The sequence below is a fragment of the Moorella glycerini genome, assembly GCF_009735625.1.
Lineage (GTDB): Bacteria > Bacillota > DSM-521 > Neomoorellales > Neomoorellaceae > Neomoorella > Neomoorella glycerini.
The window spans coordinates 654132-677022 of record NZ_CP046244.1 but is presented as its reverse complement, the minus strand read 5'-3'; the positions used below and the strand labels follow the sequence as shown (position 1 = coordinate 677022).

The 22891-nt window shown below is 57.0% G+C and carries 24 protein-coding genes and 1 riboswitch; of the genes, 12 read left to right on the top strand and 12 right to left on the bottom strand.

Annotation, left to right across the window (positions count from 1 at the left end; genetic code table 11):
* Nucleotides 1–105: 105 nt before the first annotated feature.
* Together MGLY_RS03250 and MGLY_RS03245 are read right to left on the bottom strand one after the other, a co-directional pair.
* Nucleotides 106–777: an SdpI family protein gene (locus MGLY_RS03250; RefSeq protein ID WP_156271721.1), complete on the bottom strand. Its 672-nt coding sequence runs from the start codon at nt 775–777 to the stop codon at nt 106–108.
* Nucleotides 767–1078 carry an autorepressor SdpR family transcription factor gene (locus MGLY_RS03245; RefSeq protein WP_156271720.1) on the bottom strand — a complete coding sequence of 104 codons (312 nt, stop codon included), beginning with the start codon at nt 1076–1078 and terminating at the stop codon, nt 767–769. The genes MGLY_RS03250 and MGLY_RS03245 overlap by 11 nt, the downstream gene beginning before the upstream one ends.
* Nucleotides 1079–1472: 394 nt before the next feature.
* Between MGLY_RS03245 and ligD (MGLY_RS03240) the strand changes: the two genes are divergently transcribed.
* From ligD (MGLY_RS03240) to MGLY_RS03225, 4 genes are all read left to right on the top strand, one after another.
* Nucleotides 1473–2393, top strand: a complete 921-nt coding sequence (ligD, locus tag MGLY_RS03240) for a non-homologous end-joining DNA ligase (protein WP_156271719.1) — start codon at nt 1473–1475, stop codon at nt 2391–2393.
* 185 nt (nt 2394–2578) lie between these two features.
* The gene (gene ku / locus MGLY_RS03235) at nt 2579–3409 is read left to right on the top strand and encodes a non-homologous end joining protein Ku (protein WP_156271718.1); all 831 of its coding nucleotides are present in this window, start codon (nt 2579–2581) and stop codon (nt 3407–3409) included.
* A gap of 58 nt (nt 3410–3467) precedes the next feature.
* Nucleotides 3468–4421 carry a non-homologous end-joining DNA ligase gene (ligD, locus tag MGLY_RS03230; protein WP_211662060.1) on the top strand — a complete coding sequence of 318 codons (954 nt, stop codon included), beginning with the start codon at nt 3468–3470 and terminating at the stop codon, nt 4419–4421.
* Between the two features lie 85 nt (nt 4422–4506).
* Nucleotides 4507–6513, top strand: coding sequence for an oxidoreductase (locus MGLY_RS03225; RefSeq protein ID WP_156271717.1), 2007 nt, complete (start codon nt 4507–4509; stop codon nt 6511–6513).
* A 71-nt stretch (nt 6514–6584) separates the two neighbouring features.
* Here the strand turns inward: MGLY_RS03225 and MGLY_RS03220 are convergent, their stop codons facing one another.
* Nucleotides 6585–7583, bottom strand: a complete 999-nt coding sequence (locus tag MGLY_RS03220; RefSeq protein ID WP_156271716.1) for a serine hydrolase — start codon at nt 7581–7583, stop codon at nt 6585–6587.
* A gap of 187 nt (nt 7584–7770) precedes the next feature.
* A complete protein-coding gene (locus MGLY_RS03215) occupies nt 7771–9009 on the bottom strand; it encodes an IS110 family RNA-guided transposase (protein WP_156271235.1) in 1239 nt (412 codons plus the stop codon).
* Between the two features lie 473 nt (nt 9010–9482).
* Between MGLY_RS03215 and MGLY_RS03210 the strand changes: the two genes are divergently transcribed.
* Nucleotides 9483–9662 carry a hypothetical protein gene (locus tag MGLY_RS03210; RefSeq protein WP_156271715.1) on the top strand — a complete coding sequence of 60 codons (180 nt, stop codon included), beginning with the start codon at nt 9483–9485 and terminating at the stop codon, nt 9660–9662.
* On the top strand, nt 9659–9832 hold the full coding sequence (locus MGLY_RS03205; protein WP_246187401.1) for a beta-propeller domain-containing protein: 174 nt from the start codon (nt 9659–9661) through the stop codon (nt 9830–9832). Before MGLY_RS03210 ends, MGLY_RS03205 begins: the two co-directional genes overlap by 4 nt.
* Before the next feature lie 139 nt (nt 9833–9971).
* Here MGLY_RS03205 and MGLY_RS03200 read toward each other — a convergent pair whose 3' ends face one another.
* The 3 genes from MGLY_RS03200 to MGLY_RS03190 are packed head-to-tail and all read right to left on the bottom strand — an operon-like array spanning nt 9972 to nt 11561.
* Nucleotides 9972–10457, bottom strand: a complete 486-nt coding sequence (locus MGLY_RS03200; RefSeq protein ID WP_156271713.1) for a rhodanese-like domain-containing protein — start codon at nt 10455–10457, stop codon at nt 9972–9974.
* The gene (locus tag MGLY_RS03195) at nt 10444–11043 is read right to left on the bottom strand and encodes a YeeE/YedE thiosulfate transporter family protein (RefSeq protein ID WP_156271712.1); all 600 of its coding nucleotides are present in this window, start codon (nt 11041–11043) and stop codon (nt 10444–10446) included. The genes MGLY_RS03200 and MGLY_RS03195 overlap by 14 nt, the downstream gene beginning before the upstream one ends.
* Nucleotides 11040–11561: a YeeE/YedE thiosulfate transporter family protein gene (locus MGLY_RS03190; protein WP_170290904.1), complete on the bottom strand. Its 522-nt coding sequence runs from the start codon at nt 11559–11561 to the stop codon at nt 11040–11042. Before MGLY_RS03190 ends, MGLY_RS03195 begins: the two co-directional genes overlap by 4 nt.
* Nucleotides 11562–11844: 283 nt before the next feature.
* Between MGLY_RS03190 and MGLY_RS03185 the strand changes: the two genes are divergently transcribed.
* Both MGLY_RS03185 and MGLY_RS03180 read left to right on the top strand, forming a co-directional pair.
* Nucleotides 11845–12123 carry a metal-sensitive transcriptional regulator gene (locus MGLY_RS03185; protein WP_156271710.1) on the top strand — a complete coding sequence of 93 codons (279 nt, stop codon included), beginning with the start codon at nt 11845–11847 and terminating at the stop codon, nt 12121–12123.
* A 129-nt stretch (nt 12124–12252) separates the two neighbouring features.
* On the top strand, nt 12253–14211 hold the full coding sequence (locus tag MGLY_RS03180; protein WP_156271709.1) for a stalk domain-containing protein: 1959 nt from the start codon (nt 12253–12255) through the stop codon (nt 14209–14211).
* A gap of 244 nt (nt 14212–14455) precedes the next feature.
* Here MGLY_RS03180 and MGLY_RS03175 read toward each other — a convergent pair whose 3' ends face one another.
* The 5 genes from MGLY_RS03175 to MGLY_RS03155 form a co-directional block, all read right to left on the bottom strand.
* Nucleotides 14456–14791: a hypothetical protein gene (locus tag MGLY_RS03175; protein ID WP_156271708.1), complete on the bottom strand. Its 336-nt coding sequence runs from the start codon at nt 14789–14791 to the stop codon at nt 14456–14458.
* Nucleotides 14763–15266: a hypothetical protein gene (locus MGLY_RS03170; protein ID WP_156271707.1), complete on the bottom strand. Its 504-nt coding sequence runs from the start codon at nt 15264–15266 to the stop codon at nt 14763–14765. Before MGLY_RS03170 ends, MGLY_RS03175 begins: the two co-directional genes overlap by 29 nt.
* A gap of 71 nt (nt 15267–15337) precedes the next feature.
* Nucleotides 15338–16141: an ABC transporter ATP-binding protein gene (locus MGLY_RS03165; protein ID WP_156271706.1), complete on the bottom strand. Its 804-nt coding sequence runs from the start codon at nt 16139–16141 to the stop codon at nt 15338–15340.
* A gap of 169 nt (nt 16142–16310) precedes the next feature.
* Nucleotides 16311–18605, bottom strand: coding sequence for a stalk domain-containing protein (locus tag MGLY_RS03160; RefSeq protein ID WP_156271705.1), 2295 nt, complete (start codon nt 18603–18605; stop codon nt 16311–16313).
* Nucleotides 18606–18933: 328 nt separating this feature from the next.
* A complete protein-coding gene (locus tag MGLY_RS03155) occupies nt 18934–19215 on the bottom strand; it encodes a LysM peptidoglycan-binding domain-containing protein (protein WP_156271704.1) in 282 nt (93 codons plus the stop codon).
* 172 nt (nt 19216–19387) lie between these two features.
* Nucleotides 19388–19490: riboswitch (purine riboswitch) on the top strand.
* A gap of 323 nt (nt 19491–19813) precedes the next feature.
* Here MGLY_RS03155 and purE point away from each other — a divergent pair.
* The 4 genes from purE to purS all read left to right on the top strand — a co-directional run bounded on the left by purE (nt 19814) and on the right by purS (nt 22785).
* A complete protein-coding gene (gene purE / locus MGLY_RS03150) occupies nt 19814–20338 on the top strand; it encodes a 5-(carboxyamino)imidazole ribonucleotide mutase (protein ID WP_156271703.1) in 525 nt (174 codons plus the stop codon).
* A complete protein-coding gene (purB, locus tag MGLY_RS03145; RefSeq protein WP_156271702.1) occupies nt 20335–21630 on the top strand; it encodes an adenylosuccinate lyase in 1296 nt (431 codons plus the stop codon). Before purE ends, purB begins: the two co-directional genes overlap by 4 nt.
* A gap of 149 nt (nt 21631–21779) precedes the next feature.
* Nucleotides 21780–22496, top strand: a complete 717-nt coding sequence (gene purC / locus MGLY_RS03140) for a phosphoribosylaminoimidazolesuccinocarboxamide synthase (protein ID WP_156271701.1) — start codon at nt 21780–21782, stop codon at nt 22494–22496.
* A gap of 19 nt (nt 22497–22515) precedes the next feature.
* The gene (gene purS, locus MGLY_RS03135) at nt 22516–22785 is read left to right on the top strand and encodes a phosphoribosylformylglycinamidine synthase subunit PurS (RefSeq protein ID WP_156271700.1); all 270 of its coding nucleotides are present in this window, start codon (nt 22516–22518) and stop codon (nt 22783–22785) included.
* Nucleotides 22786–22891: the final 106 nt, after the last annotated feature.

The window sequence follows — 22891 nt, the reverse complement described above, 5'->3', positions numbered from 1 at the left end:
CCTGCCTCCCCAGAATCCGACGCCGTTCCGGGCGAAGAGGGGTAATGGAGTAGGCCTGTTTCTTGCCTTTATAACCTCATAAAGGTCTTCTTGCTTCCTGGGACTTCACCGGGCCACTTGGCGGAGGGCCAGGTAGGAATAGACTATTGTACCTCCCACGGCTATGGCCGGGCCGGCTATGCCCAGGATGAAGTTGGCCGGCGGCGGCAGGAAGGCCGCGACTACAAACATGAACCCGGCCAGGATAAAGGCATAACCGGAAAAACGGTGGGTACGCCGCCAGACTTCCTCACTGGCCAGGGTCCAGGGCGTGCGGACGCCGAAGAAGTAGTTAAAGCGGGCCTGGGGGAGGTAATTACCTATAAGGATGAACAGTATTCCCACGGCGAGGGGTACGACCCGGTTGACCAGGCTGGCCGGCCCGCCCAGGGCCACTACCAGGACGGTTGTGTGGAGCACCGCTAAAAAGAAAACCAGCCCCAGGCGCACCACCCGGTAGGCGAGCTCAAAGCGGGGGTAGTTCTCCCGCTTGGGATCCAGGTAAGGGATAAAAAGCATGAGCAGGTAGATACCGCCGGTCATCAGGGGCAGGGCGAAGGCGCCCCAGAAGCGGCTGAAGTAATTATCAACTTCGCCCCGGAAGTTCCAGTGGGCCGGGACCAGGTCCGGCAGATGGGGGTAAACCAGGATGCCGGCGACAAGCATGGCCCCCAGGACCACCAGGGCGGGCCAGTCGCGGGTTATCATTTCCTTGCTAACGCGGTACTTATTTTCCATCTTTAACTCCCCCTTTTCTGGCTGGCTGTCGTTCCGTTATTATCCCCAGCATGTCGAACAGCCATCCCGTAATGTCCTGAAAAACAGTGGTGTTCAGGGAATAGATGACGTACTGGCCCTTTTTCTCATCCTGCACCAGGCCCGCTTCCTTGAGTACGTTGAGGTGGTGGGAGATGGTCGGCCAGGAGAGGTCGAAGGCTGCGGCAATCTCCCCGGCGGCCATATCCCCCCGGGCCAGCCGGCGCAGGATCTCCCGGCGGGTGTCATCGCCCAGGGCCTTGAAGAGGGTATTTAAACCCATCGCTTTTCACCCCAGCAATATTTAGATAAATATTTAAGTAACATCAGGATAACAACTGGAAATAAAGTTGTCAAGCGGCAGATATAGTTTGAAATATAGCTAATATCATCCTGGCAGGCAGGAGAATATGGCCTGGAGAAAAAAGAACGGTACAAACCAGCGAAAAAAGTTACCTTAACCCACCCTGAAAACCCCAGGAAATGGTTCCCTGCGAAAACTCATCGGCCGGGCCTCACCGCCCTGAGTTATGCCGCCGGCAGGAAGATCCTGGTCGCCCTGGGGGCCGGGCCGGTGGAACGCCGCAGGGCTACTTCCTTGTGGCCCGGCGTATGGGCCTTAACCGGGGTGGGATACTAATGGCAAGGCAAGAATAACAGGGGGTTGCGGCATAGAAATGGGTCAGGGCCAGCAATACATACGGCCCCAATTGCCGAAGCAACAGCTCCAGTTGACCAACCCGCACAAGGTCTTCTGGCCGGAGGGGCTGACCAAGTTTGATCTCGTCGAATATTATGTCGACATGGCCCCCGTCATCCTGCCTTACCTGCGGGACCGCCCCCTGGTCCTGAAGCGCTACCCGGACGGCATTACAGGAGAGGCCTTTTACCAGAAAGAGTGTCCTGCCTATGCCCCAGAGTGGGTGGCGACCTTGCCTGTCTATCATGCCGATAGCGATAAGACCATCAATTACGTCCTCTGTAATAACGAAGAGACCCTGGCCTGGCTGGCCAACCAGGGGTGCATCGAGGTCCATGCCTGGCTTTCCCGGGCCGGCCACCTGGAATGTCCCGATATTGCTGTCATGGACCTCGATCCTGCAGCAAGGGCCACCTTTGCGGATGTGTTAGAAATCGCCCTCCTGGTCAACCAGGCTTTAAAGGAATTCCACCTCACTGGCTACCCCAAAACTTCAGGCGCCAGCGGCCTGCATATTTTCATCCCCCTTTTTCCCCGCTGGACCTTCCAGGAGGTCACGGCCGCCATGGGGTACATCGCCCAATTGATTGTTGAAGTTTACCCCCAAAAGGCCACCACCGCACACCCTATCCAGAAGCGTCAGGACAAAGTCTACCTGGATTACCTGCAAAATGTACGGGGGCGGTCTATGGCCTTTCCGTACAGCTTGCGGCCTTTACCGGGGGCACCTGTTTCCACGCCGTTGACCTGGGAAGAGGTGGCGGGGAAAAAGATCCGCCCTGGGGATTTTAACATCCACACCGTCCGTGCGCGCCTGGAAAAATACGGCGACCTTTACCGGGACCTCCTGGAGCACCCCAACAATTTAGAACCGCTGTTAGAGCTGGCCGGAGTCTAGCTCTTTTTTATAGCCAGCCCGTCGGCCATTTTTCCCAGTACCGGCGCCGTCGGTTATGGCGCCTGTCCGTCCCGGCGTATTGCCCCCCCTGCCGGGGGGAGATACTACAGGCAAAGCCCGGGGCGCAAAGGTTGCTGGTGCCAGAGTGGCCCGGGATACTGCTGGAAGACCTCGAGGTGAGAACCGTGCGCCCCCTCTGGAAAGGCGCCATCAGCTTTGGCCTGGTCAATGTGCCGGTCAAACTCTACAAAGCTACAGAAAGTAGTGATCTCAAATTCAACTACCTGCATGCTAAGTGCAGGACACCTATCCAGTACCGGAAATACTGCCCCTTCTGCCAGGTAGAGGTTCCCCCGGAGGAGATCGTCCGGGGTTACGAATACGAAAAGGGCAAGTATGTAATTTTGCGGGAAGAAGACCTGGAAGGAATTCCTCAAGATGCGACCCGGAACATTAACATCCTCGATTTTGTTGACCTGGAAGAGATTGACCCCATTTATTTTGACAGGGCTTATTACCTGGTGCCAGGCGAGATGGGGCAGAAAGCCTATGCCCTGCTGCGGCAGGCCATGGAGACTACGGGGAAAATTGCCATAGCGAGAGTAAGTTTAAGAACCAGGGAATCCCTGGCGGCGGTAAGGGTTTCCGGCAGGGCCCTGGTAATGCACACCATGTTTTATCCCCGGGAGGTCAGGACGGTAGAGCAGCTGCCGGAATTAAACTACGAGGTCAAAATCCACGAAAATGAGGCCAAAATGGCCGTTACTCTTATCAACAACCTGGCGGCCAGGTTTGATCCGGAGAAATATACCGACGCGTACCGGCAGGCCCTCCTGGAGATTATTGAGGCTAAAGTCGCCGGTGAAGAGGTGGTGGTACCGGTGCAGCCCGCGGCGGGTAAGGTAGTGGACCTGATGGAGGCCCTGAAGGCCAGCATTGAGCTGGCCAAAAAGGAAAAAGCTGCCGGTGCCGGGGAAGAAGGCAGAAAACCCCGCCGGCGGCGCAAGACATCATAGTTGGAGGAATGGCCGGTGCCCTACAGAGTTCCCTTACTGCCTTTAGGGGGCTGGGCTTATGCCTGAAGGTGACGGTGGCCGGCTCCCGCTTTTGCAGATCAGGCCCATGCTGGCCGTGACCGCCCGCCCCTTTGATTCCCCCGCCTTTATTTATGAGGTGAAGTGGGACGGCTACCGCTGCCTGGCTTACCTGGACCGGAAAACCATCCTCCAGTCCAGGAATCTCCTGGACATCACCCCGGCCTTTCCCGAGCTGGCCGGCCTGCACCGCTGGGTCGGGATGCAGCCGGCGGTCCTGGACGGAGAGATAATCATCCCGGGAGAGGAAGGCCGGCCCTCCTTCAGCCGCCTCCAGGCCCGGGGGAGAATTACCGAACCCGTGAAAATCCGGCAGGCCGCTCTTCAAACCCCGGCCGTTTTTGTCGCCTTCGATCTCCTTTACTGCCGGGGCGAAAACATCATGCCCCGGCCGCTGTATTGGCGCAAGGAACTGCTCCAGGAAGCCGTGCAGCCGGGGGACAACCTGGTTATCTCCAGCTTCATTGAAACCCATGGCACCACCTTTTTTGCGACCTGCACCAGGCAGGGTCTGGAGGGAGTTATGGCCAAGGCCAAAGACAGCCCCTACCTTCCCGGACGGCGTTCCTCCCACTGGCGCAAATTCCGGCATACCCACGCGGAGGAATTCATCATCGTGGGGTACGAGCCCGGGAGAGGTGAACGTATCTTAAGCGCCCTCATCCTGGGCGAGTACCGGCAGGGGCGGCTGGCCTACCGGGGCAAGGTGGGAACCGGCTTTGACCGGGAAGAAGAGAGGCGATTGCTGGCGGAGTTAAAAAAACTTAAGCCGGTGCCGCCGCCCTTCGGAGAACCTGTGCCGGGCCTGACCCGGCCCCGCTGGGTGGAACCGCGCCTGGCCTGTACCGTGGAGTACCTGGAACAGACCCCGGACGGCCGCCTGCGTCACCCCAGTTACCGCGGCTTGCGGTGGGACAAGGAGCCGGGAGAATAAAAAAGGGCGCTAATAAATGGCTGGTATTGGTGCACAATAATTATCGTGACTACAAAACTAATTGGCTAAAAGCAGGAGGTTAATTATGGTGGCAGCCTATACCAGACTTTTTGAACCCATCAAGATAGGTAAGGTAGAGGTAAAGAATAAAATTGCCATGGCTCCCATGGGTGTCCTGGGCCTGGTGACCCAGGACGGCTGCTTCTCCAAGCGAGCCATAGAATATTATATTGAACGGGCCAGAGGGGGCACCGGGTTAATCATTACCAGTGTGACCAAGGTCGAAAACGAAATCGAGCCCTTTAAACCCGGCCTGGTCCCCAACATATCCGTGAACCCCTTTCACTTTATCGCCACGGCAGGGGAGCTTACAGAGAGAGTCCATGCCTACAACACCAGGATATTCCTGCAGTTGACCATGGGCTTCGGCCGGGTGGCCGCGCCGGTCATGCTGGCGGAAGAACCCGTAGCGCCGTCCGCTATACCCAACTTCTGGGAACCGGCCATAACCTGCCGGGAACTGACGACTAAGGAAGTCGAAACCCTGGTGAAAAGGGCCGGCGAGGCGGCCGAGATAGCCGTAGAGGCCGGGTTTGACGGTATAGAGATTCATGCCATGCATGAGGGCTATCTCCTCGACCAGTTCACCATCGCCCTGTTCAACCGCCGCACGGATAAATACGGCGGCGACTTGCGGGGCAGGCTCACTTTCCCCATCGAAATAGTGCAGGAGATTAAAAAGAGGGTGGGGAAAGATTTCCCCGTCCTCCTCAGGTTCAGCATCAAGAATTTTATCAAGGACTGGCGCCAGGGAGGACTGCCCGGGGAAGAATTCGCCGAAAAAGGCCGCGACGTGGAAGAAGCGCTGGCGGCTGCCAGGATCCTGGAGGAAGCCGGTTACGACGGCTTTGACGCCGATGCCGGTTCCTATGATGCCTGGTACTGGGCCCACCCGCCCCTTTATCAAGAGCACGGCTGTTACCTGCCTTTAACCCAAAAGCTAAAAGAAGCGGTTAAGGTCCCGGTGATCGTCGCCGGCCGGATGGAAGTACCGGAACTGGCCGAGCGGGCCCTGTTTGAAGGCCAGGCGGACATGATAGCCATCGGCCGGGGGCTGTTAACCGATGCTGAATGGGCCAGCAAAGTGATGGCGGGACGAGTTGACAGGATCCGGCCCTGCATTGGCTGCCATGACGGCTGCCTGGGGCGGGGCTTCCTGGGCCGGCCCCTGTCCTGCGCCGTGAACCCTGCCTGCGGCCGGGAAAAAGAGTATGGCATTGAGCGGGCAAGTTCGGCCAGAAAGGTAATGATTATCGGCGGCGGCGTGGCCGGCATGGAGGCGGCCCGGGTGGCCGCCCTGAGGGGGCACCAGGTGGCCCTTTACGAAAAGAGTGAGCAACTGGGCGGCCATGTCATCGCTGCCGCCGTGCCGGAATTCAAAAAAGACGATGCGCGCCTGTTGGAGTGGTATAAAACCGAACTGCAGGAACTGCAGGTCGAGATCAACCTGAACCGGGAAGTAAGCCCGGAACTGGTCCTGGAGAAAAACCCCGACGCCGTGGTTGTGGCCACCGGCTCCAAACCGGCCATTCCCGACGTCCCCGGCATCGACAAAGGCAAGGTAAGCACGGCAACTGATATTCTGCTAGGTAAAAAGCAGGCCGGTGATAAGGTGGTCATCATCGGCGGCGGGCTGGCCGGGTGTGAAACCGCGCTCTGGCTGGCCCGGCAGGGCAAGCAGGTGACGATAATTGAGATCCTGGACGACCTGATGCGGGCCGGCATCCCCGTGCCCTATATGAACCGGATCATGCTCATAGAGATGCTCCGCTATCAAGGGGTAGAATGGCGAACCGGTACCAGCCTGCTGGAGGTAACGGAAGCAGGTGTTATCCTGATTGACAGGTCCTTCCATAGAACAACTCTCCCAGCCGATACGGTAGTCGTGGCGGCAGGATTTACGCCCGAGCAAGGACTTTACCGCGCCCTGATGGGCAAGATGCCTGGCCTTTATCTCATCGGCGACTCCCGGGAACCCCGGAACATTATGGGAGCCATCTGGGACGCCTACGAAGTGGCCCGGAACATCTAGAACCGCGCTGCAGTAAAAGCCCCCGGTTGCGCCTGGAGGCGTAGCCGGGGGCTTTTGATCCTTACCCTTTACTAATTCCGGGCCAGGTTTTCCTGGTAGTCATACATCATTCTCGCGATGATGGCTATATTGGCAAAGCCCTGGTCGGGGTCTTCGATTCCCTGGGAAAGAACGGTGACGATAAAGGGCCGGGAGCCAAAGACGACGCCGGCATCAGCCGGGCTGCCCCAGATGAACCCTTCCTTGTGGGTCACGGTAACGCCGTCGGGTATCTTTAAGGGTATGCCTTCATTGTAAATACCATTGGCCATATCGTCCAGCAGCCGGCGGCCGTCGGCGTTGACCCTGGCGAAATCCAGGGCTGCCTGGACATAGATGGCCATATCCCGGGCTGTGCTCAAGTTCTGGCCGTCAGGAAAGACGGTTTGCCCTCCCAGGCTCCGCATATAGTCGGCAATACTGCCCTTACCGACAAAGTTACGCAGCATGTTGTAGGCAATGTTGTCGCTGGTGGTAATGGCCATGGTGGCCAGGGTTCTTAACGTTAGCTTGTCCCCATCTTTGACGCTGAACTGCAGGATGCCGCTGCCGCCCTGGTAATCGGTGGCGCTGTTATAGGTCAGCTTTTGCTGCCAGTCCAGGTTGCCCGCGGCGACCAGATGGTTGATATACAGGACGGCCGGCAGCTTTACCGTGCTGGCCGCAGGCAGGGGGGTGTCGGCATTGATGCCGAAGGACTGGCCGGAAATGAGGTCTTTAAAATAAACGCCGTAAGTCCCCGGCTTGTCCGCCAGGAACTCCTGGATCTGCCGCTGCAGGGAAGTATAGTCGGGGGCATCGGCTGCAGTACCGTCAGGAATATAGAGTTTCTGGCCGGGATAAATAACATCGCTGCTTAAATTATTGTTGCTTTTTAGCGCATCTACGCTGGTACCAAAACGCCGGGCAATCAGCCACAGGCTATCGCCGTGCTGCACCTGGTAGTTCATGGCCCGGGCCACCAGGGGAAAGACCACCAGCGCGGCCAGGATGAAGATTAGAGACACAAATCTTTTATAACGACGGAACATCAAAGCACCTCCTCCTCCGAAATCACTAAGGCTTACAGTTCAGCCCATATTTCACTTTAGTGGAAATAATTAGTGTGCGTTATTGCTGTATAAACTTTACTCTGGCGGTATAGCTATACTAAAATGTGTCTTTTTACCATTGCATGCTTGCACCTAGCATTTATCTTTCCTTTGGCTTTTTTTAAAACTAGGCAACAGAAGGCTTTTCTTCTAGAGTTACTGTGTAACCTTGGGCTTCTATTTGCTTTACTAACCGCCTTATTCGGCGTTCTCGTTCTTCTTTGGTATAGTAGTTTGGTCCTGGATCCTGGTAATGGGCTTTATCTTTTAGGAGATGGTAGATAATTTTTATCAGACTATGGGCGATGGCTAGCAGGGCTTTTTTCTTGCCTAGTCGTGGCGCTAATCGACGATATTTCGCGGAGAGATAGCTGTCTTTTGTTCGTATTGCGGCCCAGGAACATTGGACTAATATTGCTCTTAAGTGTTGATTTCCTTTACGGGTTTTCCCACTCTTTCGTTTACCGGCACTTTCGTTGTTACCGGGACAGACCCCTGCCCATGAGGCTAAATGGTCAGCATCAGGAAAGGGGGTCATGTCGACGCCTATTTCGGCAATTATATCCTGGGCTGCTTCTTTTTTTATGCCGTTTACTTCAGCTAGTCTCCCCGCTTCTTCGAAAAAAGGCTCCATCCTTTTTTCGATTTCGGCATTTAGTTCTTCGATTTGTTGCTCTAAAAACTCCAGGTGCTCTAGTTGTTGTTTCAACAATAGCCGGGTATGTTCTTCTATTTTCCCCTCCAGGGCTTTTTCTAGTTCTGGTATCTTCTTGCGTAATTTCCCCCTGGCCATTTGCGCTAGTTCTTTTGGATCTTCGTTCCCGTTAAGCATCGCTTTTAGTATCTCTCGCCCTGATACGCCCATGATATCTGTGGCTACTGAACTTAATTTGATATTGCTGTTTTCTAGCTGCTTTTGGACCCTTTGCACCTCGCGGCTGTGTTCTGCTACCAAAGCCGCCCTATACCTGGTTAACTCCCTTAATTCCCTTATTTCTTTCGGCGGGATAAAGCTTCCTGCTAGCAGGCCATGCCTTAAAAGTTCGGCTAGCCACACCGCGTCTTTGCAGTCGGTTTTCTTCCCCTTTAAGGCTTTAAAGTGTTCGGGGTTGATCAATATTAATTCTGGTATTTGGCCTTCTAAAATGTTGTATATCGGTTTCCAATATACTCCGGTGCTTTCCATGGCTACGGCAGTAACTCCGTTTTCTAAAAGCCATCCCCGTAACCCTTCTAAGTCTTCGGTCATGGTGCCAAAGGTTCTTATTTCTTGTTTTAGTTGTTTTTCTCCTGGCGTGATCAGACACGCCACTACCTTTTTCTTGTGGACATCTAGCCCACAGCAGCGTTCATACACTACTTCCATTTCGTGGTTTCTTGCTTTCCCCTCTTTCTTTTTTATTTTTTATTTAACTACTGCCAAGAGACACCTCCATGGTCTAAGAATCTCCTCCACGTGCTCAGCCTTCCAAGGCGGGTACTTTACCTTGTTGAGGCCTGCTTTACAGTTCGTGGTTCCTAAAGGTGTCTGGATCAGACTCCTCCTCGGGCTCCTTGTCCGGCACCAGAGCGAAATCGATCCTTTTCATGGCAGTGTTTTAACTTATACTATCACCTATTTCATGTGTCGTGGAGGGGGCGCCAGCCCCCATGGGGGGCTCCTGAGAAATAAAGAAATCTGTCCCTCCCTAACATTAAAACATAAAAGTGGTGGAGAAATATTAAGAAAGTATAAGTTTTGGCAGCGTAATTTTTGCCGGGAGAGGAAGGTTTTGCAGGTGGTGCAGCTCCTGGCCATAACCGGCGGCGAGCCCTGGATTTATGCATGCCTGCGGGAGCATGATCATGGATATGATTGCCAGTACGGCTGTTAGGAGCAGGCAAGCGGAGATTACTCCCACGTCCAGGCGCTGGAAGGTTGAGGTCCGTAAAGACGCCCGGGGACCGGCACCGAAGCCGCCCTGGATGAGGGACAGGCAAAATACCTGGCCCGGGGCGAAGTACCGGGAGATGTGTTGAACCAGTTCTCCATGGACGAGTACCAGGGCTACTCCCGCGTGGCTACCACCAGGGGTGAAGCCTGGTGCACGGACGAATATACGGCAGTTAGGGTAAGGAAAAACGCCCGGCCGTGCAGGCGGGGCGTTTTGATGGGCGGCAATTGTGGTAACAATATTTTTCGCGCTTAAGTAAATGAACGGCTTTAAGCCGGATTTTTTATGGGTAGAGATCTTGCCCGGCTAGTTGCTTTTCGGGCCGGAAAAAACTGCTTGAAAACACTTTTATGCCCGGACATAGGAACCTGGTAGTGCTTCCGGTTAACCCGACTTACTTGACCACCGGGTAACCGGCCTTCATCCAGCCGTTATTCATGCCGCCGTTCAGGGAGCGGGCCTTGAAACCGGCGATATTTAAGGCGGCAGTAGTCTGGCCGCCGGTCTGGCCGGTGTAGCAGTAAACGATAATGGTCTTGTCACGGGGCAGCTTATCCAGGTTGCGGCCAACTTCTTTGAAGGGGATGTTATGGGCGCCGGCTATATGGCCGGCAGCAAAGTCTTTGGCCTCCCGGATGTCCAGGATATAAATGCTCTGGTCACCGGCGTCGACGAGCTTCTTCAAATCTGCTTCCGGAATCTTATAGATATGGTCCGGCATGCGCTCGTAATAGGCAAAGACCGCCTGCTGGAGGATCTGGTTGTTACCGGCGGCCGCCCCTGACCGGGGCCAGCCGCCCATGGCGGCAGCCAGGACCATGAAAACCAGGATGGTAACGGTTACCGCCAGCAGAGCCCTGTCGCGGTTATTCCTGGGCATGGTTCAACACCGTCCCTGCGGAGATATTTTTAGTTGTGATATTTTTAGGGGTTCGGGCATCCTTTTTTTGTTCCCAGGCGTCTACCAGGTATATAATGCTAATGATGGCCGCGCTGTAGATTACCGCCAGGGAGAAGGGATTCAGGGGGATGAGGTCTGCCAGGTTGATCTTACCGGCATCATAAGCAGCAAAGGAAAGGCCCGCATACTGTTGCAGCAGGGTATAGGTCAGGACACCGAACAACCCGCCGACGACGGTGTAACGGGCATCCCTCTTACCCTCGGCCATGGCGCCGATGCTGGTACCCGGGCAGTAACCAGCCAGGGCAAAACCCGCGCCGAAGATGAGACCCCCGACGATATTGGCCACCGGGTTGGTGACGATCATATCCAGGACCACCAGCCCCCCGGAATAGAGGCTGAAAAGCCCCACGGAAGTAATGGCGACACTGAGGAGCATAAACTTGGGTATGGTCAGGTCCTTCAAGCGCAGGGCGTTGACGATGTTCTGGTATTCAAAGGCGCCCACGCGTTGTAGAATATAGCCAAAGCCAATACCAAAGATTAAAGCCCATAAGAGATTCACAGGTCAGCCCTCCTATAAAGGAACGTGGCCATCGGTATGCCCGCGGCGAAGACGGCCAGGGCGAAAAGAACACCGCTAATGGCCATCTGGCTCATACCGCTGATGATATGGGAACTGGTGCAGCCACCGGCAATCCGGGCGCCAAAGAGCAGCAGGAAACCGCCCAGGAAAGCGTGGCCGAAGCGCAAGCGGGGCCGGTCGCCAAACCTCCGCTGCCAGAGCTCCGGGACCTCCGGTGCCGGTCCCTCGCGGTGTAGCAAGCTCCCGGCCAGGCCGCCAATGAAGGTTCCCAGGACCAGCATCCACTGCCAGCTGACCATAAGGCCGCTGCTGGTGCCGCAGGTCCCCGCCGTCCAGGTACTAACAGGTATCAGTTGGGGTGAGAAGAACTGGGTAATATAACCGGCCGTCTGGGCATAGGCGGTGGTGGTCCCCAGGTGGTTACCGCTCAGGAAAATGAGCAGGTTCCACAACCCCAGGATAATACCACCTTGAACCCAGGACCACTTGGTAGACAAAGTTACCATCTCCCCGGGATTAGAGTTTGTGATGTGGTTTTAAGATGTACTCCCTGCATAGTACCCATACCGGTATAGGTATATCTTAAAACTAAAATTATCACGACATGACGTCTTTGTCAAGGCCTGGTTTGACAAGGAGCCGTTTTATATTTTAGAATGTGTACAAGATACCCCTATTGGTATAAGTATAAGTATAATCTGCCCCCACACACATCTTAGTTACCAGGGGGCTACCCATGGTGGCAGCAGCTCACATCTTATATACCAGGAGGTATTCGCAATGGCCAACGATTTAGCACCAGAAAATTGCCAGGGGGAAATTCTCTCCCGCTTGAAAAGGATTGAAGGTCAGGTACGAGGGATTACCAGAATGATCGAGGAGAACCGGAGCTGCAGTGATATTATCATGCAACTGGCAGCTATTAAGGCAGCCATCAGTCAGGTAGGCGCCAGTGTTTTAAGCGCCTATCTGGCCTCCTGCCTGGAAGCAGAAATAGAGGAAGAAAAGGTAAAAAAAGCCCTGGCCGAATTTACCCCTTTGCTGAAGAAATGGTTTTAGCCAACCGGGGAGCCGGGGGCACGTCGCCGGATTACGGTAGACGCCCCACAAATTACCTTTCCTGCTCCCTGCTCCTGTGTTAAAATTAGGAACGAATTACCACAAAAAAGGAGCAGGTGATGGTCAGGCATGAAGGTATCGCGTATAGCTGTCATTCTTTTATTCTTGTTGCTGATCCCGCCTGCAGCCGCCTGGGCTGACCCCTGGCAGGACTACCAGCGCGCCGGGGAGTTGGAGGCCGGCGACCCGGCTACAGCCGAGGGTCTCTACCGCAGCGCTGCGGCTTACTTTGAGGCCAGCGGCGACCTGAAGAACGCCGGCCTGGCCTGGCAGAAGATCTTCCACCTCTGCGACCGCCAGGGGAAACTGGCCGAAGCCAGGGCCGCCTACGTGAAGGAGGCCGCCCTCTTCCAGCAGGCAGGGGTACCTGACTGGGCCTGGGGGGATACAGCCCGGGGTGAGAGCCTGAAATCGGTCCTGCGCCTCTTTTTCCCGGTGCCGGATCCCGGGCGGATAACCCTGGCTAAATTTGAGCCGGCCGCCGGTACCTACCTGGGCCTTTACGAAGAGCGGGGGCCTGGCGGGAACGACTACAACCGGGTCAAAGACCTTTATGGCCGCCAGCACGCCCTCTTTTTAGGCTACGGCCACATCTACGGGCCGGGCAACTTTGTTTTACCCCAGGATGCCATGGAGAAGGCCCGGCAGGTGCCCGGCGCGGGCCTGGTCCTGGCCCTGGAGCCCAACGGTGGCCTGGGAGGACTGCAGGAGGAGGATCTGGTGGCCATCGCCCGGGAGCTCGCCGCCTTAAAAATCCCGGTTTTTCTCCGTTTCGCCTCGGAAATGAACATGGAGGGCACTAACGCCTGGCATGGCGACCCCGCTGCCTACGTCGCCTGGTTTCGCCGGGCGGCGACCATCATGCGCCGGGAAGCACCCAACGTGGCCATGGTCTGGAACCCCTTTGATATTGTCCAGCCGGAGGGGGTCAAAGCCGCGGCCCTGGAGTATTACCCCGGCGATGACTATGTCGACTGGGTGGGCGTCAACTTTTACAGCGACTACTACCTGAGCGGCCGCGCCGACCAGCCGGGAGCAGGCCTGGATCCCCTGCAGCGCCTGGACTACTGGTACCGCATTTTCGCCGGCCGCAAGCCCCTGATGGTGGGCGAGTTCGGCATCGCCCACACGGTGTTGAGCCCCGGCCGGGCCGATGTCAGCCGCTGGGCCGCCTTCAATATTCTTAAATTCTACCGCACCCTGCCCCTCCTCTACCCGCGGGTCAAGGCGGTGGTCTACTTTGATCTCAACGAAAGCGACCCCCTCTACACCCAGGCGAAGGTGAGCGATTATCGCCTGGATGACAACCGGGAGGTTTTGACCGCTTACCGGGAGGCCATCGCCAGCCCCCACTACCTGGAACAGGTCGGCCAGGAGGCCGCCGGGATTTACCGGGAACTCGAGGACGGCATGGCCCTCCAGGGGAAAGTCACCCTGGGGGCCGCCGTCAAGCTCTACGACCCCTTCATCAGCAGGGTGGAGTATTACTTAAATGGCGAGCTACTGGGTAGCCCTGCCAGCCCGCCCTACCAGCTAAACATTGATTTCAACCGCCTGGCCGGGGAAGGGAGCCTCGTAGTTAAGGCCTATGACAGCCAGGGCCGGGAAGCCAGCAGCCGCACCTTTACTGTCTTCGGCAGCGCCGTACCGGTGGCGACCTTTACCCCGGGGCAGCAGGGCTACACCAGCAATGGCCAGGCGCAGGCGATGGATGTCGCTCCCTTTATCGAAAACGACCGCACCTACGTCCCCCTGCGCTACCTGGCCCTGGCCCTGGGTGTTCCCGATGCGGGGATTGGCTGGGATCCCGCCACTGAGACGGTAACCCTTCAGGGAGCCGGCCATGTCCTGCGGTTTTATCCCGGCCGGGCGGAAATGGAACGCGACGGCCGCCGGGAAGACCTGGATGTAGCTCCCTTGAACCGCGCCGGCCGGGTTTTCCTTCCGGCCCGCTATGTTGCAGAAGCCCTGGGGTACCGAGTCACCTGGTCCCCGGCCCGGCAGCAGGTGCTGGTAACCCGGGAATAATAAACGCTGGTTTACATCTCCCACCGTAAAGGTGTGGACCTGCAGGCTGAGGTATATAAGAAACCCCCGGCTCCGTTATTAACGTAGTCCGGGGGCTTATTAATTTCGCTATCTAGTGCAGGACATAGACGTCCTGCTCCATTATTCCATCCCGCGTAAGCGTTTTTCGGCCATGCCCTCCAGGAGGTGGGTCGTAACCAGGCCGGCAAGCACCAGCTCCAGGGCCAGCAGGGCCACGATGGCGTTATACCCCTGGCCCAGGCGGGACAGGAGATAGGCCGATAAGACCAGGATGAGAACCAGGGGGAGGGCCAGGCTGCATGGCTATCAGGCCGTTGAAATTGCTCTTCATGGCCTGCTGGGGATCGACCCAGTCCAGGCGGGGGTAGGAAAGATCGACTATCAACCCCAGAGCGGCCACGGGCCAGTTGCTCAAAAGGCCCAGGATAAATGTAATGGTTAGATATGGCGGGGGCAGGCGCAGGAACAGGTAGAGAATACCGCTCACCAGGACGGCCCCCAGGACTGCGAAGGCCAGGCTGAAGAGGAGCTTAACCCGGACCAGGAGCCGGGCCTCCACTGGCAGGGAGCGGAGCAGCCAGATAAATTTCCCTTCCCGGGAGATGGCCGTAGGGGCCATATGGCTGACAAGGCCCAAAAGCATAACCAGACCGGCGCCGCCCAGGGCCACCCAGCAGGAGCTGGCGGGGCCGCAGGGGCAGGTGGAGCATACGGTCGATATCCCGGGAGAAATAAAAGGCTGACATCAGGTAGAACATGCCGAAGACCAGCACCACCGTCTGCCCGGCCACGGCTATAAGGACCGGCACCAGGGCCGGCTGGCCAACGGCCAGGCTGGCCCGGGAGAGGGACAGGAAAAAGGAGAAAAAGATTATCTCCAGGGGGATAAAGCTCAGCAACACCAGAAAAGCCAGCAGGAGCCGGACCAAACCTCTACCGGGCAACCTGCCTTTTCCGGTCGTGTTGCGCAGGTTTATTTTCAAGATGGTGATCAGCAGGGCCTGCCAGGGACTGTGCTGGCGCCAGGTGGTCATAAGTTTTGCCTCCAAAGCAGATTTCTATTTACATTAAAACGGAAATATTCGGGCGGCAGTATTTGCCTGTATTACCTGGGTATAGCATGTTGCCCCAGGTTGTTCAAGGCTTTGGAAGTATTAAGGTCCATCCTTTCAGGCGGTAGGTTGGCGCCAGTGATCTCCAGGAAAATCTGCTCCAGGGTTTCCTCGCCCTGAGAATGACGGGCCTTGATCTCTTCCATAGTTCCCAGGGTCACCAGCCGGCCTTTATTAATGATCCCCACCCGGTCGCAGAGGCGCTCGGCCACCTCCAGGATATGAGTAGAGAAAAAGACGGTATTGCCGGCATCGCAGTGGCGGCGGAGGATATCCATCAGCAGGTAGGCGGAACTGGGATCCAGCCCGACCATGGGCTCATCCAGGATAAGCACCGGCGGCCGGTGGATCAGGGCGCCTATCAGGACCAGTTTCTGGCGCATACCGTGGGAATAGCTCTGGATATTATCCCCCAGGGCGTCCTGGAGTTCGAAGGTGGCCGCCAGTTCCTCCACCCGGGCCTGCCTGGCGGCAGCCGGCACCCGGTAGACATCGGCCAGGAACTGCAGGTACTCCAGGCCCGTCAATTTTTCCCAGATATCGGGGTTATCGGGGACAAACCCCAGGGAGCCTTTGGCTGCCAGGGGGTCCCTGGCCATATTGTGGCCATTGATTATGACCTCTCCTGAGGTAGGGGTTAACAACCCGGCCATCATTTTGATGGTCGTCGTTTTGCCGGCGCCGTTGGGGCCGAGGAAACCGAAGAGTTCCCCCGCCTGAACCCGGAGGTTCAGGTCGTCGACGGCCTTAACCTGTCCCTGGTGGTAGACCTTGGTCAGGTGGTTGAGTTCAATCACATTTAAGCCTCCCAAGCTTGAACTGCAGTAAGTTTATCACTTTTACCCGGCAGAAAGCAACCGGCCCTTTTCACATCCTTCAATGCCAGCTTTGCACGCATTTTTGCTCCCTTAAAAAAAGGGGAGGCAACCTTCGGGAAGAAGGGCACCGTCCCTCTTGCTGTTTAATTTAAGGCTTATCAAGCGTCCCTAGAGCTTCATTCAGCCTGGTGACCCCGATAAAAGGCAGGGATACCTTACCGACCTCTTTACCCCGGTCATCGTAACCTTTGGCAAAGATTTCCGTGGCCAGGATGGTTTTCCGGGGAATAGGGAAGGTCCAGACCTGCTGGCCGTTATCTTCCGATTTTTTACCGGCATACCCCAGGAGTTCATAATCCTTCTCAGTTATCCCCGTGCCGGTGGGTATAGCCCAGATCTCCACCCGGGCCAGGTTCTGCCCCTTGACCACCAGGTCGGGTTGGGCGATGGTAAAAGAGGTAATCCCGGCAGGGGTTTCCCCGCCATTACCCACGGGGCTGACGGACTGCACCCGCATGATGGGGGCCCGCATGTAGATATTGAGCTCGTTCGTTATTACCCCTGTCACCGTCACCGTCTGGCCGGCATATTTCTCCAGTTCCTTCACCATGTCAGGCGCGCCCTTATCGGGCAGGAGCACCAGGCGGCCTCCGGTGGTTTCCAGTTCAAAGTGTCTGCCTTCAACGTTGCTAACCACCAGCTTTCCGGTGGCCCGGCTGGTTTTGTCCAGGTAATAGATACTCATCCAGGCCGGGTAGTAGTTGCCGTAGTAACCGGCCCAGCCGCTCATGTTCCGCACCAGCTCCACCGCCGGCCCGCCAGCCAGGGGTTGGTGGCAAAGGGAACCGCTGGCGGCGCTGTTCAGGCGCAGGAAGTAGAGGTCCTGGCCGTCCGGGGAGACGGAGGGGTAGTAGTCGGCTTTATCCGGCGTGCCGCTGGTCAGGGGCCGAGCCTGGCCGTTGCTCGCCGCCAGCCAGATGCCGTGGTCGCTTAAAAGCACCCCGGATTGCTTTTGGCCCCCCCAGTCCATGCGTTCCAGGCCGCGGCAGAAGAGGACGCCGTCATGGGGGGCGGGTAGCCACAGGGGTTGGGTATCCACCCTGCCGGGCTGGTCGTAAAAAGTGATCTGGCCCGCTGGCAGGGTGGCAATACACAGGCGCTTGTTGTAGGTCGCTTCCCGGTTGCCGCCCTGGATGAAGGCCAGTTTGTTGCCGTCCGGGGACCAGGCCAGCCACTGTTTATACTGGAGGGATGTGCCCAGGGCCAGGGGTTGGCTCGACTTTTCTAGGTCCAGCACCTGAAGCGGCACGCCGTCGGCGGCAAGGGAACCCGAGTTGGGGTGCAGGTAGTAGGCCAGGTAGCGGCCATTGGGGGACCACGTTAAGCCGGTGGCGAAGCTGGGGTAAATCTGGCCTTCCGGGGTGCCGGCTTCGCCCAGGGTAAGCAGGTTGCTGCGCTCGCCGGTTAGGGTGATGCGGTCGATGCGCAGGGGTTGTTCTGCCGTACGCCTTAAGGCGACGGCCAGGCTCTGGCCGTCCGGCGCCCAGGCAAAGTCTTGCACCAGCTCGCTTTTGTCCGGCAGCAGCGCCGTTACTTTCGCCTGGCCGTCTTCAATAGCGGCCAGCTTCAGGTTCATGTCCGGGGCGTAGCCGCCGCCGGGACCCTGGGTGCTGTAGACCAGGGTATTTTCCTGAGGCGACCATGCCGGTTGTCCCAGCACCGGTCGCGGGTCCACCTGGAAGGCGCCGCTGCCGCCGGCCTTAACTACCCAGAGATAGGGTTTGCCGGCCCAGAGATCCGGCGTCTCCCGCTGCAGGTAGGCCAGCCACTGGCCGTCGGGGGACCATCCCAGGATTTCCACTGAACCTTTCTTAGTTACCTGTACCGGTCCGGCCCCGGCCCGGCTGCCGTCCAGGAGCCAGAGGTTATTGTTGGCGCTAAAGGCCACCCGGGCCGGGAAAGCCCCGCTGTATACCCGCTCCGGTACCGGCACCTGCGGGGTGGTGATGGTGACGGTCTGGTTCTGGGCATCCCAGACCACCCGGGCCCCCAGGGCTTCGGCCAGGAAACGCAGGGGAACCATGGCGCGATCGTGGCTTACCCGTACGGCTACATCAAGGGACAGATGCTCGCCGTTCTTGAAAACTTCTTTACTGTCAACCTTCATATTTATGGTGACCTGCGGGGTAATGATTACCACGGCCCTGTTTTCCTCATTCCAGGTAACCCGGGCCTGAAGGGCTTCACTTACTGGCCGCACCGGTACCAGGAGGTGGCCGTCCTGGAGCAGGGGCGGCGTCTCCAGGTTTAACGGTCGGCCGTCGACGGTAATGGTTATGGTTGCTGGCCCGGCCAGGACCGTAGCGGCGGGATACATGGCAGCCAGGAGGAAAAAGAGAACAAACAGGATCAAGGGACGGGACCGGGCCTTTTGCAATGCCATAGGAAAGTCTCCTTTCACATATTTTCCGTAATAGATAGACGAAGGGAAGGGGCAAAAGTTCCCGCAGGCATAATTAATGGTAGCCGTTTTTTTCTCACAGGTAAGAATTACCCATACCGCCGATAATTTAACTGTGACTTGAGCGGGCCTCGCCAGGATGATAGTTCCTTAACTGGAGTTTTTTGTCATGGATGTTTTCAGGGGCGAGCTATAAATTATAACCCCGGCGGCGCCTAAGCGCGGCCGGGGCTTATTTATGGCTGCCGGTTGCCGGTAGCGTTACTTGCGGCCGGGACGACTTTAGCGTAACGCTGCCACCGGGGCCGGTTTACCTGCGGGCCAGGTTTTCCTGGTAGTCGTACATCATTTTCGTGATGGTGGCTATATTGGCAAAGCCCTGGTCGGGGTCTTCGACTCCCATAATATCGCTGCTTAAATTATTACTGCTTTTTAGACCATCTACGCTGGTACCAAAACGCCGGGCAATCAGCCACAGGGTATCGCCGGGCTGCACCTGGTAGCTCATGGCCCAGGTCACCAGGGGAAAAACCACCATCGCGGCCAGGACGAAGATAAAGAGTACCAGCCTTAACTTATGACGACGAAACATCAAAGCACCTCCTGGGAAATGTAGCAGGGTTTGTCCCACCCTTATATTAAAACATAAAAGTGGTGGAGAAATATTAAGAAAGTATAAGTTTGAACAGCGTAATTTCTACCGGTTAAGGAAAGATTTAACTCCCTGTTGACAGCATTCTCCTTTTTTGCTACGATAGGAGCGAAAAGAGAATATGGCAATGGCCTGTATAATTGGGGGAATAGGGCTCCCAAGTTTCTACCGGGCAACCGTAAATTGCCCTGGCTACAGCCTGAAAGTGTACCTCAGGGTTCCGCGCGAAGGTATTTCGCGGCCAGGTCCGAGTGGTACAGGCACTTTTGTGCTACACCGGAGGGATAAAAACCCAGGCGGGTAGGTTTCAGTGTTGCGTGACCTACCCCGGCCTGGGTTCTTTAGTTTGCCGGCCGGCAAGAGGGAATTTAAATTGTGCTTTATGATCCTTGTGTTCAGAAATCGGAGTGGAAGCGGAGAGAAAGCGGAGAGAAGCCGGCGGGGTGAGTTAAATTATATTAAATACAGGGCGCTAGCAAAAAGGATAAAGGGGGCTGATAAAATAGATGCTAAAATATAAGGAAGGAGAAGAAATTTGATGAACCTGGCCCATGTTGGTATGGTTATGGGCAGCGACTCCGACTTGCCGGTTATGGCCCAGGCTGCCGCCATGCTGGAGCGCTTCCAGATTCCTTATGAAGTAAAAATCCTGTCTGCCCACCGTTCGCCCGATGCCGCCCTGGATTACGCCCGTAAAGCAGCCGGCCGGGGGCTCAAGGTCCTCATTGCCGGCGCCGGCGGGGCGGCCCACCTGGCCGGCGTCCTGGCAGCCGTGACCACCCTGCCAGTCATTGGCGTTCCTATCAAGACGGCGGCCCTGGGTGGGGTGGATTCCCTCTACGCCATGGTACAGATGCCTAAAGGCATCCCGGTGGCCACTGTAGCCATTGACGGGGCGGCCAATGCCGCAATACTCGCGGCCCAGATCCTCGCCGTCCACGACCCGCAGCTAAAGGCGCGCCTGGCGGCCTATAAAGAAGAGCTGGCCCGGGAAGTGGCGGCCCGGGATGCCAAACTGGCGCAACTGGGCATCGAAGCTTATCTACGGGAGGGGAAAAAATGATTGAACGCTATACCCTGCCGGAAATGGGGAAAATTTGGGAGCCAGAGCATAAATTTCGCACCTGGCTGGCCATCGAGATCTACGCCTGCGAGGCCTGGGCCGAGCTGGGGCAAATCCCGCCGGCCGCCCTGGAAGAAATCAAGGCCAGGGCCGATTTCGATATCGACCGGATTAATGAAATAGAAGCCACCACCCGCCACGACGTTCTGGCTTTTCTCACCGCAGTGGCGGAAAAGGTGGGCGATGCCTCCAAGTATATTCACCTGGGCATGACCTCCTCCGACGTCCTGGATACGGCCCTGGCGGTACAGATGCGAGACGCCGCTGACCTGCTCCTCAGGCGTTTGCGGGAACTGCGGGCCGAACTGGTGCAAAAGGCCCGGGAGCATAAATACACCCTCATGATCGGCCGCACCCACGGTGTCCACGCCGAGCCCACCACCTTTGGCCTTAAGATGGCCCTGTGGGTTATGGAGGTTGACCGGCACTTCACCCGGCTGGAACAGGCTAAAGAGATGATCAGCGTCGGAAAAATCTCTGGCGCCGTCGGCACCTTTGCCAATATCAATCCCCGGGTGGAAGAGCATGTCTGCCGGCGCCTGGGCCTCCGGCCGGCCAGCGTTTCCACCCAGATCATCCAGCGCGACCGTCACGCCCAGTTCCTGGCCACCCTGGCCATTATCGGTAGTTCCCTGGAAAAAATGGCCACAGAAATCCGCAACCTCCAGCGGACAGATATTTTAGAAGTTGAAGAGCCCTTTGCTCAAGGGCAGAAGGGTTCCTCGGCCATGCCCCACAAACGTAACCCCATCATGTCTGAGCGGGTGACGGGCCTGGCCAGGGTATTGCGTGGTAATGCCCTGGCAGCCATGGAAAATGTCGCCCTCTGGCACGAGCGGGATCTGACCCATTCCTCCGTTGAGCGAGTGATTATACCTGACAGCACCATCCTGCTGGACTACATGCTGGTCAAGTTTACCGAGATTATTGCCGGTCTCAATGTCTACCCGGAGAATATGCGCCGCAACCTGGAGGCGACCCACGGCCTGGTCTTTTCCCAGCGGCTCCTCCTGGCCCTGGTAAATAAAGGCGTCTTGCGGGAGACAGCCTACGCCTGGGTGCAGCGCAATGCCATGCAGGCCTGGCAGACCCGCCAGCCCTTTAAAGAGCTGGTCTTAAAGGACCGGGATATTACGAGCCTCCTGGACGCGAAAGAAATTGAGGCTTTATTTGATTATGACTACCACCTGCGCCATGTGGACTACATCTTCCGCCGCGCCGGATTAGAGTAGCGGCGGGCAACGGCCCGGACCGATCCTGGCACTCAAGTGGTTATCGCATTATTATTACCCCATAGTTTATCTTGCCAGGGTTAGGGGAGAAACTTCGGGTAATTAGTTGAGTGCCGGGTATCCGAAAAGTTTGAGAGGAGAGGGATGACATGCCTATTAAAGGTGAACTATTATATGAAGGCAAAGCCAAACGGGTCTACCGCACGGGTGACCCCGACCAGTACCTTGTAGAATTCAAAGACGACGCCACGGCCTTTGACGGCCTGAAAAAAGGCACCATTGCCCGCAAAGGCGAGATCAATGCCCGGCTGTCGGCCCTGTTCTTTCAGATGCTGGCCGGCCGGGGTATCCCCACCCACTTTATCGAGCAGACCGGCCCCCGGGAGCTCCTGGTGCGGGCGGTAGAAATCATCCCGGTGGAAGTGGTGGTCCGCAATATTGCCGCCGGGAGCCTGGCCAAACGCCTGGGCCTGGAGGAAGGGACAACCCTCAAGCGCCCGGTGCTGGAGTTTTATTATAAATCCGATGAACTGCATGACCCCATGATTAATAACTACCACATTGCCGCCCTGGAGCTGGCCACCGACACTCAAATTAAAGAAATGGAAAGCTACGCCTGGAAGGTTAATGAGCTGCTGGCGGAATTCCTGCAACCGGCCGACCTGGTCCTGGTGGACTTCAAGCTGGAGTTTGGCCTGCACCACGGCCAGGTCCTCCTGGCCGATGAAATTTCCCCGGACACCTGCCGCTTCTGGGACAGCACCAGCGGGGCAAAACTGGACAAGGACCGTTTCCGCCGCGACCTGGGCGGCGTCGAAGACGCCTATGAGGAAGTATTAAGCCGGGTGGAAAGGCTGTTGCAATAAATTTGGAGGGACGATAGTTATGCTCCTGGCTAAAATTTACGTCACCTTAAAGCCCGGTGTCCTCGACCCCCAGGGTGAGGCTGTCATGGGCGGCCTCAAAGCCATGGGGTATGAGGGAGTAACTGCGGTGCGCGTCGGTAAATACCTGGAAGTACAGCTGGACCTGGACGACCCGGAAAAGGCCGGGCAACAGGTGGAGGAGATGTGCCGGCGGCTCCTGGCCAATCCGGTGATCGAACAGTATCGCTATACGCTGGAAGAACCTGCCGGCGCCGGCGGCAAGGCTTGAGCCCTGCGCAATGAAAATTGCGGGCTGGCATTTGTCTGAAGCGAGCGACTTGGTCCGAGCGGCGAAGCGGCCCTGGCGAAGCAGAGGAGCGAGGGCGGGGCCGAGG